The 13470-nt window shown below is 66.9% G+C and carries 11 protein-coding genes; 9 read left to right on the top strand and 2 right to left on the bottom strand.

Features of this window, described 5'->3' with window-relative positions; all coding sequences use genetic code 11:
* The first annotated feature begins 14 nt into the window (after window positions 1-14).
* From ACW17W_RS03890 to ACW17W_RS03915, 6 genes are all read left to right on the top strand, one after another.
* Window positions 15-860 carry a flagellin gene (locus ACW17W_RS03890; protein ID WP_492079437.1) on the top strand — a complete coding sequence of 282 codons (846 nt, stop codon included), beginning with the start codon at window positions 15-17 and terminating at the stop codon, window positions 858-860.
* Between the two features lie 70 nt (window positions 861-930).
* Window positions 931-3657: an NHL repeat-containing protein gene (locus tag ACW17W_RS03895; RefSeq protein ID WP_492079438.1), complete on the top strand. Its 2727-nt coding sequence runs from the start codon at window positions 931-933 to the stop codon at window positions 3655-3657.
* 72 nt (window positions 3658-3729) lie between these two features.
* Window positions 3730-4413, top strand: coding sequence for a hypothetical protein (locus tag ACW17W_RS03900; RefSeq protein ID WP_492079439.1), 684 nt, complete (start codon window positions 3730-3732; stop codon window positions 4411-4413).
* Window position 4414: 1 nt separating this feature from the next.
* The gene (locus ACW17W_RS03905) at window positions 4415-4816 is read left to right on the top strand and encodes a hypothetical protein (RefSeq protein ID WP_492079440.1); all 402 of its coding nucleotides are present in this window, start codon (window positions 4415-4417) and stop codon (window positions 4814-4816) included.
* Between the two features lie 144 nt (window positions 4817-4960).
* Window positions 4961-5458: a single-stranded DNA-binding protein gene (gene ssb / locus ACW17W_RS03910; RefSeq protein WP_492079441.1), complete on the top strand. Its 498-nt coding sequence runs from the start codon at window positions 4961-4963 to the stop codon at window positions 5456-5458.
* 121 nt (window positions 5459-5579) lie between these two features.
* The gene (locus tag ACW17W_RS03915) at window positions 5580-6536 is read left to right on the top strand and encodes a DMT family transporter (protein ID WP_492079442.1); all 957 of its coding nucleotides are present in this window, start codon (window positions 5580-5582) and stop codon (window positions 6534-6536) included.
* A 23-nt stretch (window positions 6537-6559) separates the two neighbouring features.
* Here the strand turns inward: ACW17W_RS03915 and ACW17W_RS03920 are convergent, their stop codons facing one another.
* On the bottom strand, window positions 6560-7072 hold the full coding sequence (locus tag ACW17W_RS03920) for a superoxide dismutase family protein (RefSeq protein WP_492080249.1): 513 nt from the start codon (window positions 7070-7072) through the stop codon (window positions 6560-6562).
* A 237-nt stretch (window positions 7073-7309) separates the two neighbouring features.
* Between ACW17W_RS03920 and gyrA the strand changes: the two genes are divergently transcribed.
* From gyrA to ACW17W_RS03935, 3 genes are all read left to right on the top strand, one after another.
* Complete coding sequence (gyrA, locus tag ACW17W_RS03925) at window positions 7310-10081, top strand: DNA gyrase subunit A (RefSeq protein ID WP_492079443.1); 2772 nt, start codon at window positions 7310-7312, stop codon at window positions 10079-10081.
* A gap of 157 nt (window positions 10082-10238) precedes the next feature.
* On the top strand, window positions 10239-11042 hold the full coding sequence (locus ACW17W_RS03930) for an aminotransferase class IV (protein ID WP_492079444.1): 804 nt from the start codon (window positions 10239-10241) through the stop codon (window positions 11040-11042).
* A 130-nt stretch (window positions 11043-11172) separates the two neighbouring features.
* Window positions 11173-12402, top strand: coding sequence for a cation:proton antiporter domain-containing protein (locus ACW17W_RS03935; RefSeq protein ID WP_492079445.1), 1230 nt, complete (start codon window positions 11173-11175; stop codon window positions 12400-12402).
* Between the two features lie 54 nt (window positions 12403-12456).
* Here ACW17W_RS03935 and ACW17W_RS03940 read toward each other — a convergent pair whose 3' ends face one another.
* Entirely contained in the window at window positions 12457-13227 is a 771-nt protein-coding gene (locus ACW17W_RS03940) for a PhoH family protein (protein WP_492079446.1), read from the bottom strand.
* Window positions 13228-13470: the final 243 nt, after the last annotated feature.

The raw sequence follows: 13470 nt of genomic DNA on the forward strand, positions 1-13470 counted from the left end.
GGGGCGAAGACCCGATGGCCAGCATCAATACGAACGCGTCGGCGCAGGTCGCGCTGCAGAACATGAACTCCATCAGCGATCGCCTCACGGCGACGCAGAACCGGGTCTCGACCGGCTTGAAGGTGCAGGGCGCGCAGGATAACGCCGCCGTCTGGGCGGTGGCCCAGAACCAGCGGGCCGCGACCAAGTCCTATGAATCGGTCACCAACAGCCTGAACCGCGCCACCTCCATCGCCGATGTGTCGCTGGCGGCGGGGCAATCCATATCGGACCTCGTGACCGAGCTGAAACAGATCGCGGTGGCGGCGGCCGAGCCGGGCGGCAGTGCCGCCTCGCGAACTGCCTACAACAACGACTTTCAGCAAAAACTGCTTTCGATACAGAGTTTTGTCGACAACGCGACCTTCGACGGAAAGAACATCCTCAATGGCTTCGATGACGACGGGGTAACCCCGATCGCGACGCCGTTGCAGTTTCTGGCCAATGCGGACGCCACCCAGATGATCAATCTGGATCGCCAGAACATGTCGCTGACGGCGCTCGGCCTAAACCCAGCGCCCGACCTGAGCACGGTGGCCGGGGCCCAGACGGCGCTTGCGGCCGTCACGGCGGCCCTGTCCACCGTCAACACCAGCATGGCCGAGCTGGGCGCCCAGGCAACCCGGATCGAGAAGCACACCAGCTTCGTTTCCAAACTGGTGGATGCGCTGGAGGTCGGCGTCGGCAATCTGGTGGATGCCGACCTGGCCAAGGAAAGCGCGAAACTGCAGGCGCTTCAGGTCCAGCAGCAGCTGGGCGTCCAGGCCCTGTCGATCGCCAACCAGGCTCCGCAGATGATCCTGTCCCTGTTCAAGGGCTGATGGTGGAATGACGGCCGGGCGTTAACGCGCTGTTGCCTTCGAGGTCCTAGACTTCCGACCGGAGGCTTCTGTGATCAACAACAGCTATCTGCTCGGACTCTACGGCGGGACGTCGAACTTTTCGACGGGCTCGACGTCGACGGCTGCAGCGATCAAGCGCCAGCCAACCCCTCCCTGGTCCACGGAAGCCGTCGCCAAACCCTCGACCAACAGCCTGTTGCAGGCCGCCATGGCCGGGCGACGCCTGGTCGACGAATCCAAGGCGAAGCTCGATCTTGGCGGCGGCTCGGGCGATTACAAAAAGCTGTTCGCCCTGTACCGGGGCCTCGAATCCCTCAGCGCCCTGGCCGACCGGGCGAGCGTCAAGAACCTGTCCACGACCGAACAGGCCTTGCTGTCCAAGCGCTTCGACGCCGGGATGGCAGAGGTGGGGAGCTACCTGAAGACCGCGGGTCTGGCCGACGTGCGGCTGGTCCAGGGAATTGCAGCCGCCTCCAGCAAGACCACCGCCGCCGTCCCCCGTGACAGCGCCGTGTCGATCACCGGAGCCATCCACCAGGGCGACCTCAACACCCCGGTCACGGCCTTCGAGGGGGACACGCGGTTTAGCATCACGGTCAAGACCGCCGTGGGGTCATCCACCACGACGAAGACCATCGCCATTGACCTGACGGAGATGGGCGCGACGCCGCGCACCATGGACTCGGTCATCGCTCATATTAACGGCAAGCTGGAGGCCGAAGGCGTCCTGACCCGAATCGAGAAGCAGCGGGTTGTTGTCGAGCCGAAAACCGTAACGACCAATGGCAAGACGACCACCCTGCCGGCCGGGGCCGATAAATGGTCGCTTCTGGTTCGCGGCTCGCCGTCCGAGACGATCGGCTTCACCGCCGCAGAGGTGTCCGACGCCGTCTACGTCGTCCAGACGACCGGCAAGGCCGGCAATCCCGAGCTGCTGAAATTCCAGAGCGACGGCGGGGCCGCCGCCATGCCGACAACCGCGGGTGTGGGCGAGACACCCTGGGTTGACGGGCGGCTGGCGCAGGACGCCCTGCCGGCCGGCGTCAAGGCGATCCGGGCCAGCGCCGTGGCTCCCGACGGCTCTCTCTGGATGGTCGCTGATGTGGCGTCGGTGGACAACCAGGCGATCAAGGGCGTCCAGGACGTCGCCCTGATGAAGTTCGACACCACCGGCCGTCTGCTGATGACCCGCACGCTTGGCGCCGCCTCGACAGCCAGCGGCTATGCGCTGGCGGTCAATGCGGATGGTCAGGTCGCCGTTGCGGGCTCTGTCACCGGCGCGCTCGATGGAGCCACCGGGATGGCGTCAGCGACGCTGTCCGACAGTTTCGTCAGCGTCTTCAATGCCGCCGGTGAGGAACAGTGGTCGCAGAGGCGGGGGGCCCGGGCTGCCGACGAGGCTGCCTCGGTCAGCTTCGGCGATGGCGGCAAGGTCTATGTGGCCGGGCGCGCCCGGTCGGCGATGAGCGGGGCCGCAGCCGTGGGCGGCTGGGATGGCTATCTCCAGACCTTTTCCACCCTCACCCCCTATGAGGGCTCCAGGACCCTGGTCACGGCCCAGAGCGTCAGCCAGTTCGGGACCGCCGCCGAGGACCGCGTCGACGCCATGACGGTCGACGGCTCCAACCTCTATACGGCAGGGGTCGAGAACGGCCGCGCCGTCGTACGCCACTTCACCCTGGATTCCGCCGGAACGCCGACCCTGGCCGCCACCCGGGACCTTGGCGTCCTCGCCGGAGACATCGCCGGGATCGGGGTCGCCAACGGCAAGGTCGTTGTGACCGGTACATCAAAGAACTCCGGTCTGGGCGAGGGCGTCACCGCCAGCAATACCGCGCCGGGTGGTGCAGATGTGTTCGTCGCCGCCCTGTCCGCCGACCTGACCGCCGCCTCCGATGAACGTGTCAGCTGGTACGGCGGCGCCGGCGACGACAGCGCCGCCGACGTCAAGGTCCAGGGCGGCAAGGTCTGGATTACCGGCGTCTCCGACCGGGGGATCGCCGCCAAGGACACAGACCCGACCAAGGCCTATCTGGCGCGGCTCGACCCGCTGACCGGCGCAGTCGAATATGAGCGCAAATGGTTCGGGACCGAAGATCAGGCCAAGGCCTCCACGCTGGCGGTGGCCACCGGCGGGGCCAGCGTTCTGGATCGTCTCGGCCTGCCACAGGGCGAGATCGCCCAGAACGATTCCCAACTGCTGGTGACCGCGACCGCCCTGCGCGCGGGCGACCGCTTCTATGTCTCCGGAGCCGACGGAGGTCGGGGAACGGCAGTGTCCATTACGGCTACGGATACGCTGGCGACACTGGCTCGCAAGATCCAGGCGGCGTCGAAGGGGCGGCTGGCGGTGACAGTCAAGACTGAACTGCCGGGCAAGGATGTGGCGGGCCGGACTGACGCGGCGGCGGGCGGCGTCCAGAGGCTTTCGATTCTGGCGCGCGACCCGAAGGTCGGGGCGGTCCTGACGGCGGGAGAGACGGGCCGCGACGCCCTTGCCGGGCTTGGGCTGTCAGCCGGCTATATCGGCTCCAAATCGGTAGACGGCGGAAAGACCACGTTCGGACTTGATCTGGCCGCCAACCTCAACGTGAATGACGCGGGTTCGGTGGCGACCGCAAAAGAAAAGCTGACGACCGCGCTGAGGACCATCCGCAACGCCTATGCCGCCCTTGATCCGGACGCGGCGGCGAAGAGGGCGACTGGCGCGGCGCCCGCCTATATCACCTCGCAGATCGCCAACTATCAGGCGGCGCTGGATCGTCTGGGCGGCTGAGGCGACGGTTCGCGGTTGACGGGCGGCGCCCCGGAGGGGTTATTGAACCCACCGGCCACCCGTGAGACCTGAATGCGCTTTCCGAAGGACAACCGGACCATACTGGCGCTCGGCGCCGCCCTCGCCGTCATCGCCGCCGTTGTGCTGGCCCTGATTTTCGGCGGCGTCGGTCATGAAAAGACGACCGAGGCGCCGCCGGCCGCCATGGGCGGGCTGAACATCGACCTCGCGGAGACGCCGACGCTGGAGCCGACCCGCGAGCTGCGGTGTTTCGTCGACGGCCAGTTCGTCGGCATGGCCACCCTTGCCGATTGCGCGCGCCGCAACGGGCTCGCGACCGACGCCCTCGATGTCGGACTGGACGAGACCGGCGCGCTGGCCGCCGCGCCGACGGCGTCCTTCTCCCCTCCGCCTCAACTGCCGACAGGCAATGTGCCCGATCAGGCGATCAAGCCGGTCGAGCCGTCGACAGAAGCGTCACGCCCGACGCCGGCCCCGCAACCGGTTCAGGGCACGCCCTGCCTGCGCTACACCGGTTCGGAATGGCGCACCGTGTCCAATGGCATGAGCCAGGCCGCCTGCGTCCAGGCCCTGTACGCCGGCTATTGCGTCGCGCGGCCGGGCGACGCCCAGTACGGCCGATGGGGCGACATCACCCTGCGGCTGGTGCCGCGTCGGGTGGAACAGTCCAACGACAACAACCGTTTCCGTGTCCTGGCCGAACAGGACCGTAACTGCCAGTTCCCGGGGCTGTAGAATGCGCAGACTGATCTTGACGGCGTCGCTGGCCGGTATCGCCGCCCTCGGGGCCTGCACCCCCCAGGTCAAGGCCCCCTTCGACAAGGGGGTCTGCTACAATGTCGTCCTGCCTGAAGAGGGATCCAGCGACGCCCCGGCCTTCAACGTTGTGGCGCGCGACCAGCCCCAGATCGAATATTGCGCCGCCCAGCTGGAGCAGATGCGTGTGCGCTTCCTGAGACTGGGCGGCAGCCGGTCCGAGGTGGTGGGCTCCTATCAGGGCCAGTTCATCTTCATTGACCGCGCCGGCGTCTGGCAGTCGCGGTCACTGGACGGCACACGTTTCTTCGCCCTGGCCCGTACGGGCGACGGACGGCTGGCGGTTCCAGGCACGATCGAACGGGCTCCGGCCGCCAAATAAACGCGGCCGATCGGAACAAAGCTGGAACATCCACAAGCTTTCGTCTAGATTTTGTTAATCGGTGGTCCCAACCGGCGCATGGCGCGCTAGGCGGGACGCGCGTGGCGCGGCGATGGTCCGCGCCCTGATAGTCAAGAGGTCGTCATGGCGGGCAGCGTCAACAAGGTCATTCTGGTCGGCAATCTGGGCCGCGACCCGGAAATCCGGTCCATGCCGAACGGCGACCGGATCGCCAATCTGTCGATCGCCACGTCCGAGCAATGGCGTGACAAGTCATCGGGCGAGCGCAAGGAAAAGACCGAGTGGCATCGGGTCGTCATCTTCAACGACAACATCGTCAAGGTGGTCGACAACTATGTGAAGAAGGGCTCGACCGTCTATATCGAGGGCGCGCTCCAGACCCGCAAATGGACCGACAAGGACGGCGTCGAGAAATACTCGACCGAAATCGTCGTCGGCAAGTTCAAGGGTGAGCTGACCATGCTGGGCGGCCGCGCCGAGGGCGGCGGCGCCTCCCAGGGCGGGGGCTACGGCGGCGGTCGCGGCGACGACGACTATTCCTCGGGCTTCTCGACCGGCGGCGCCAACAAGCCGAGCGGGCCGAAGGAAAGCTACGACCTGAACGACGACATTCCGTTCTAGAGCGCAATCCGTTGAGCGGGACGCTCGAACCCGCCCAGACCCGCTGCGGAAAGCCGGCCGGGAAACAGACGGTCACCGACTTTGACGCGCGCCTGTCCGGTGCATGTGTCATGGGAGGGCTGTGACCGATCCTTCCCCGCCCGCCACACCCGCGCCTCCCGGCTCCCACTCCCCCGTCTCCCGTCCCCCTGGCTCCCATCCGCTCGGGCCGCTGGAGATCGGGGCCATCCTGGCCATTATCGTCATCTGGGGCGTGAACAACGCCGCCGCCAAGGTGGCGACGGAGCATATGACTCCGCTGCTGGTCGGGGTGATCCGGTTCGCCATCGCCACAGCCTGTCTGGCGGTCTTCATCCGGCCGCCCTTCCCGGACTGGCGCAGTCTGCTGATCATCGTCCTGGTCGGCGGGGCGCTGCAGTATGGCCTGCTCTATGTCGCCTACTGGCTGGCGCAGGACCTCAGTCCCGTCACTGTGGCCAACCAGCTATGGATCCCCTTTACCGCCCTGTTCGCCTTCCTGATCCTGGGCGAACGGCTGAAGCGGGGCGCCCTGGCCGGTATGGCCGTGGCCTTTGCCGGCGTGGGGTGGATGATGCTGGACGCCCATGCCCTGCAGGACTGGCGCGCCATTCTGGTGGCGATCGCCGCTGGCGCCTGCTGGGCCCTGACCACAGTCGTGGCGCGACGGACGACCTCCATTCCGCCGGTCAAGATGCAGGGGCTGCTGGCGGCCGGCACCCTGCCTCTTCTGGCGTTCGGCTCGGCCGTGTTTGAGCACGGCCAGGCGGAGGCGATCCGCACTGCGCCGCCTCTGGTCTGGGTGGCGCTGCTGTGGGCCGGTGTCGTGTCTTCGGTCGTCGCGACCACCCTGATGTTCTGGCTGGTGCAGAGGCGGGAGGCCGGGCGGGTGACGCCCTATCTGCTGGCCACACCGGTGGTGTCCATGGCGATCGGCTGGGCCTTCATGGGCGACGTCCTGACGCCCCAGATCCTGACCGGCTCGGCCATCGCCCTTGCGGGGGTGGGCCTTGTGGCCCTGGCCGAGCGCGGTCTCAGGGCCGGTGCGGCGAAGGCCTGACGCCGCACCTCGTCGCCGTGTATTCAGGCAGCGGGCTCGAACACCCCACAGGCGATGCGGGCGCCGGCGCCGCCGATCGGCTGGCTGACATGGTCGTCGGGATTGGCGTGGACGAGGAAGGACAGGCCGTCGGCATCCATCAGGTCCATGCCGCCCATGCCCAGGCCCGAGCCGGCCAGATAGACCTCGGCCATCGCTGTACCGTCCGCAGCGGCATGGATGTTCTGCAGATCACCCAGATCCGGCCCGCCTGCGGTGTTGAGCAGGCCATGCGGGCGCGCGCCTTCGGCATGGTTCACATGGGCGCCGGCCGAGGTGAAGCCGGGGCTGTCGCAACGGCCGACCGCATGCAGGTGGACGCCGTGCCAGCCGGCGGGCCAGCCCTTGCCCTCGACCCGGAACAGCAGGCCCATCGGCCCCTTGTAGGCGGTGACACGGCCGGCGTCAGACCCGTCCGCCGTCTTGAGGGCGGCGGTCCCGATCGGCGCGGGCGCGGCGGCCATGGCGGCTGTCGCCGCCTGGGCCGGTGCGGGCATGGCGTGACCGCTGTGGCTGCCGGCGGGCGGGGGTGTCTGGGCCGTGGCGCAGCCGGCGATCAGGGCGGCGGCGGAGGCGAGGGCGATAGCGCGCATTTGGCAAAGGCCTTTCATCTGGTCACGGCCTAAGCCGGGTTGGGGCGAGGGTCCGGCAATCTTTGCCTGAATCAGTCCTAGCTGATAGAAAACCGGACAGCGGATCACGTTCCGATTCCGGCCATTTAAAGCCCGATTTCCTTGACCGACGACAGCTACGACAACGCCGCAGTTCCCCCCCCGGGCGCCGGCGGCGGATCAGACATTTCGACCATCACGATCGAGCAGGAGCTGAAGCGCTCCTACCTCGACTACGCCATGAGCGTGATCGTCAGCCGCGCCCTGCCGGACGCGCGCGACGGGCTGAAGCCGGTTCACCGGCGCATCCTGTATTCGATGCACGACCTGAACATGACGCCGGACCGGTCATATTCGAAATGCGCCCGCGTGGTCGGTGACGTGCTCGGTCGCTTCCACCCGCACGGCGACGCCTCCGTCTATATGGCCCTGGTGCGCATGGCCCAGCCCTTCTCGATGGGGCTGATGCTGGTCGACGGCCAGGGCAATTTCGGTTCGGTTGACGGCGATATGCCCGCCTCGATGCGATACACCGAGGCGAAAATGGCCCCGGCGGCGGTGGCCCTGCTCGCCGATATCGACAAGGACACGGTCGATTTCCAGCCCAACTATGACGAGAAGGAGCTGGAGCCGGTCGTCCTGCCGAGCCGGATTCCGAACCTGCTGGTCAATGGCGCGGGCGGCATCGCCGTCGGCATGGCGACCAATATCCCGCCGCACAATCTGGGCGAGATCGTCGATGCGGCTGTCGCCCTGCTCGACGACGAGAACATCTCCGACGACGCCTTGCTGGACATCGTGCCGGGCCCGGACTTCCCGACCGGCGGCGAGATCATGGGGCGCACCGCGCCACGCAACGCCCTGAGGGACGGTCGCGGCTCGGTCATCGTGCGCGGCAAGGCCTCGGTCGAGGAGATCCGCAAGGATCGCGAGGCCATCGTCATCACCGAACTGCCGTTCCAGGTGAACAAACAGACCCTTATCGAACGCATCGCCGAGATGGTGCGCGAGAAGCGTCTGGAGGGCATTTCCGACGTCCGCGACGAATCCGACCGTCAGGGCATGCGGATGGTGATCGAACTGAAGCGGGATGCGTCGGGCGACGTGATCCTGAACCAGCTCTATCGCTATACGGCGCTGCAATCCTCGTTCGGCGTCAACATGCTGGCGCTGAACCACGGCCGGCCCGAGCAGATGGGCCTGCGCCAGCTTCTGGAAGCCTTCCTCGAATTCCGCGAGGAGGTGGTGGTCCGCCGCGTCAAGTTCGAACTGGCCAAGGCCCGCGACCGCGGCCACGTCCTGGTCGGTCTGGCCGTGGCCGTGGCCAATATCGACGAGGTCATTCACATCATCCGTTCGTCGGCCGATCCGGCCGAGGCGCGCGAACGGCTGCAGGCCAAGAGCTGGCCTGTCGGCGACATGATCGCCCTGGTCGAGCTGATCGCCGATCCGCGCTCGATGCTGATCGACGGCGACAAGCTGAACCTGACTGACGAACAGGCCCGCGCCATCCTGGCCCTGACGCTGAGCCGCCTGACCGGCCTCGGTCGCGACGACATCTTCGCCGAGGCCCGTGGGCTGGCCGACACCATCCAGGGCCATCTGACCATCCTGTCGGACCGGGCCAATATTCTGGCCATCATCCGCGAGGACCTGATCGCGGTGAAGGACCAGTTCGCTGTGCCGCGCCGGACCACGATCGGCGAAGGCGACGCCGAGATGGAGGACGAGGACCTGATCCCGCGCGAGGACATGGTCGTGACCGTGACCCACGGCGGCTATGTCAAACGCGTCGCCCTGAACGCCTACCGGACCCAGCATCGCGGCGGCAAGGGCAAGTCGGGCATGACGATGAAGGACGAGGACGCCATCACCGGCGTCTTCTCCGCCTCGACCCACACGCCGGTGCTGTTCTTCGCCACCAACGGCAAGGCCTACAAGCTGAAGGTCTGGCGTCTGCCGCTGGGCGCGCCGACCTCGCGCGGCAAGGCCTTTGTCAACCTGCTGCCGATCGAGCCGGGCGACAGCATCATGAACGTCCTGCCCCTGCCCGAGGACGAGACCACCTGGGGCGACTACGACATCATGTTCGCCACCCGCTCCGGCGACGTGCGGCGCAACAAGCTCAGCGACTTCGCCACCGTCAATCGCGCCGGCAAGATCGCGATGAAGCTGGAGGACGGCGACCATATGGTCGGTGTCGCCCTGTGCACGGCCGAGGACGACGTCCTGCTGACCACGGCTCTGGGCCGCGCGATCCGGTTCAAGGCCGACGACGTGCGGGTGTTCAAGGGTCGGGATTCCACCGGCGTGCGCGGCGTGCGTTTGCAATCCGGTGACGAGGTCATCTCCATGGCCGTCCTGGGCCGGGTCGACGCCTCGCCTGAAGAGCGCGCCGCCTATGTCAAACACGCCAACGCCATGCGGCGCGCGGCCGGTGACGAGGACGACACGACGGCGGTCGAGGCCGATGACGAGGCGGTTGCAGAGGCCGCCCTGTCCGTCGAACGGATCGCCGAACTGGGCGCGGCCGAGCAGTTCATTCTGACGGTCACCGACACCGGCTTCGGCAAGCGGTCCTCGGCCTATGAGTATCGCCGCACCGGTCGCGGCGGGCAGGGGCTGACGGCCCACGGCCTGGGCGGTCGCGCCGGCACCCGGCTGGCGGCGGCCTTCCCGGTCGAGGAGACGGACGACCTGCTGCTGGTCACGTCCAATGGCCAGATGATCCGCACGCGTGTGGGCCAGGTCCGTATCGTCGGCCGGTCCAGCCAGGGCGTCACGATCTTCCGTACCGCAGAGGGGGAGAAGGTCGTCTCGGTCGAGCGTCTGGCGGAAACGCCGGGCGGGGACGGGGATGAAAGCGGCGTGGAGGCCGAGGGCGGACAGGACTGATCCCTCTCCCAGGGGGAGAGGGCTGGAGCGCACGGCGACGAAGCCGTCGTTCTTGCGCGAAAGGGTGAGGGGTTACGGTGCGGGCCGCTGAGGGCGTAACCCCTCATCCGTCCGCTTCGCGGCCACCCTTTCCGAGTGGGACAAGGATAGGACGCAAATGACCTCGACCCCGCCCCTCCTTATCGACGGCGAACCGGCCTCCACCGAAGACCTGACCTGTCTCGCCATGGTCAGCTACGGCGCCTTCACCTCGTTTCGTGTCGAGAATGGCGGCGCCCGCGGACTGGACCGGCATCTCGCCCGTCTCCACGCCTCGTCGGTCGAACTGTTCGGCGCACCGGTGCATGAGGCGCGTCTTCGCGATCTGATCCGTCTGGCCGTCGCCGGTCATGAGGCTTGCTGGCTCCGCGTCAGCCTGTTCTCGCCGGAAATACGTCCCCGCACGCCGTCCTGGCGTGGAGCGCCCAAGGTCATGACTGTCGTTTCACCTCCGCCCTCGCCGCTGGCCCGGTCCCTGCGGTTGACGGTTCAGGTTCATGCCCGCCACCTGCCCGAGATCAAGCACACATCGACCTTGGATCTGATCCATGCCCGTCGTGTCGCCAGAGAAGCGGGTTTCGATGACGCCCTGTTCGTCGACGCCGCCGGCGTCATTTCCGAGGGCAGTTCGTGGAATATCGGCTTCGTGAAGCATGACAGGGTGACCTGGCCCCGGGCGCCGATGCTGGCCGGCGTCACCCAGGGCCTGATCGAGGACGGTCTTGGCGCCGTCGGACTGACCTCGGAAACACGGCCGGTTCGCGTCGCTGAACTCGACGATTTCGACGGCGCCTTCATCTGCAACAGCACCACGCCCGCCTGCGTGGTCACCGCTATCGATAGCCTGTTGTTTAGCGCCGATCCGTCAATGATCGCGAGACTGGCCGAGGCCTGGTCCCGGGCCCCCTCAATGACAATCTGACCGACTACAAAGCGCTCTCCGTGCACGGAATGGCAGAGGCCGGGGCAAGGCGACGCCTTGATATCCCGCGCTTCAGGCCCCAACTGTCTGGCTCCCCCTCATTTCCGACGAGCCCTGACAAGGAGCGCCGATGCCGCATGACGACAGTCTGATCACCACCCTGGTCGCCGGTTTCGTGCTGGCCTTTGTGTTCGGAATGTTGGCCAATCGGCTGAAACTCTCCCCTCTCGTCGGCTATCTGGTGGCGGGAATCGTCGTGGGGCCCCATACGATCGGCTATGTGGCGGATACGACCCTGGCGCCGCAGCTGGCGGAGATCGGCGTCATCCTGCTGATGTTCGGGGTTGGGCTGCATTTCTCGCCGACCGACCTGATGAAGGTTCGCAAGGTCGCCGTTCCCGGGGCGCTGGTCCAGATCGCATCGGCGATCGGACTCGGCTGGGCGCTGGGCAAATTCGCGATGGGTCTGCCGGATGTCGAGGCCTTGCTGATGGGATTCGCCCTGTCGGTGGCGTCAACCGTGGTGTTGATGCGGGCGCTGGAGGAGCGACAGCAGAACAGGGGCGAGGTCGGCCGGATCGCCGTCGGCTGGCTGATCGTCGAGGATCTGGTGATCGTCATCGCGCTGGTGATGCTGCCGATGATCGTCGTCCCCGCCGGGCAGACGGTCGATGCGGGCGGCCTGGCCCTCAATATCGGCTGGACCCTGCTGAAAGTCATCGGCTTTGTGATCGCCATGCTGTTCGTGGGCGGCAAGGTGCTGCCCTGGGTGCTGGTGCGAATCGCCCATACGAAGTCGCGCGAGCTGTTCACCCTGGGCGTTCTGGCCATCGCGCTCGGTATCGCCTGGATCGCCTATCAGCTGTTCCACTCGTTTGCCCTGGGCGCCTTCCTGGCCGGGCTTGTGCTTAACGGCACGCCGCTGGGGCACAATGCGGCGGAGCGGTCGCTGCCGCTGCGAGACGCCTTTGCGGTTCTGTTTTTCGTCTCGGTCGGCATGCTGTTTGATCCCAGCATCCTGTGGCGTGAACCCCTGTCGGTGATCGGGGTCCTGGGCATTGTCATCGTCGGCAAGACCGTCGCGGCCCTGATCATCACCACCGCGTTCAGGCTGGATCGCCGGACCAGCCTCACCGTCGGGGCCAGTCTGGCGCAGATCGGGGAGTTCTCGTTCATCCTGGCGGCGCTCAGCATGACGCTCGGCGCGATGAGCCAGCAGACCCACGACCTGATTCTGGCCGCCGCCCTGTTGTCGATCTCGCTCAATCCGTTTGTGTTCAAACTGATCGACCGGTTGAGCCCGCCCGATGCTCCACAGCCGCCGAAAGACCAGCCCGCGGCCCTTGCCGAGGTGATGTGAAAAAGGGCGGGACCGAGGTCCCGCCCTTTCTATGTTCGCTCGGTCGGCGGAGAGCTACAGCACCCCGATCATGCTCGCGACCAGCGGATGGCGGACGATGTCCTGTTCGGCCAGGCGAACGACCGCGATTTCCGGCACCGCTTCCAGCCGCGTGGCGATGTCCGCCAGGCCGGAGAGCGAGGGCAGGAGGTCGGTCTGGCCGGGGTCGCCGGTGACGACCATGGTCGAATGCCAGCCCAGCCGGGTCAGCAGCATTTTCAGCTGCACATAGGTGCAGTTCTGGGCCTCGTCGATGACGATGAAGGCGTTGTTCAGCGTGCGGCCGCGCATATAGCCGACCGGCGCGATCTCGATCAGTCCCTCGGCCATCAGGGCCCCGACCCTTTTCATCGTCAGCCGGTCCGACAGGGCGTCATAGAGGGGGCGAAGATAGGGAGCGAGTTTGTCCTCCATCGCTCCGGGCAGGAAGCCGATCGATTCGCCCGCCTCCACGGCGGGGCGGGACAGGACGATTCGTCCGACCTTGCCGGCCTCCAGCGCCTCGACCGCCTTGGCCACGGCCAGATAGGTCTTGCCGGTGCCTGCCGGGCCCAGCGCCACGCAGAGGTTCGACGTGTCGATGGCGCTCAGCAGCGCCGCCTGGCCCTCGGACTTGGGTTTCAGCGTCTTCAGATAGCCCTGCTCGCGGTCGTCGTTGGAGGGATGGGGCGACCAGCCGGTCCCGCTGTGGGACGGCAGTCGCCGCACTTTCGAGTCCTGGATGAATTCACGCGAATCGAGGACGCCTTCACGCACCTGGCGCTTCAGGGCTGCACGCTTGGTCATGATTGTCTCCGGCAGTGGGGAGACGGCGGCCGGAGGCTCCGGTCGCCGCAGGGCAATAAAAAAGGCGATGCCGGAAAAGCATCGCCTCGGGTGGCGGGGGAAGGAAGGAGGGGAGCGCCGACGACGCGACCGGGATCGGCGGAGGGCCTGCCATGCGGCGACCGAGCCATGGGCGGGAACTCCCGCCGCCGTTCCGAACGCGTCACTCACGTCCCCCAGGCAGTGGCCGGACCGAAATCGATC

This window comes from Brevundimonas sp. FV1ye29L, assembly GCF_058681095.1.

What these genes read in the sequence shown, in the direction of transcription:
- ACW17W_RS03905 (WP_492079440.1), top strand. Translation starts at nt 4,415, where the DNA reads ATGCGCAGACTGATCTTGACGGCGTCGCTGGCCGGTATCGCCGCCCTC.
- ssb (WP_492079441.1), top strand. Translation starts at nt 4,961, where the DNA reads ATGGCGGGCAGCGTCAACAAGGTCATTCTGGTCGGCAATCTGGGCCGC.
- ACW17W_RS03935 (WP_492079445.1), top strand. Translation starts at nt 11,173, where the DNA reads ATGCCGCATGACGACAGTCTGATCACCACCCTGGTCGCCGGTTTCGTG.
- ACW17W_RS03930 (WP_492079444.1), top strand. Translation starts at nt 10,239, where the DNA reads ATGACCTCGACCCCGCCCCTCCTTATCGACGGCGAACCGGCCTCCACC.
- ACW17W_RS03920 (WP_492080249.1), bottom strand. Translation starts at nt 7,072, where the DNA reads ATGCCCGCACCGGCCCAGGCGGCGACAGCCGCCATGGCCGCCGCGCCC.
- ACW17W_RS03940 (WP_492079446.1), bottom strand. Translation starts at nt 13,227, where the DNA reads ATGACCAAGCGTGCAGCCCTGAAGCGCCAGGTGCGTGAAGGCGTCCTC.
- ACW17W_RS03900 (WP_492079439.1), top strand. Translation starts at nt 3,730, where the DNA reads ATGCGCTTTCCGAAGGACAACCGGACCATACTGGCGCTCGGCGCCGCC.
- ACW17W_RS03890 (WP_492079437.1), top strand. Translation starts at nt 15, where the DNA reads ATGGCCAGCATCAATACGAACGCGTCGGCGCAGGTCGCGCTGCAGAAC.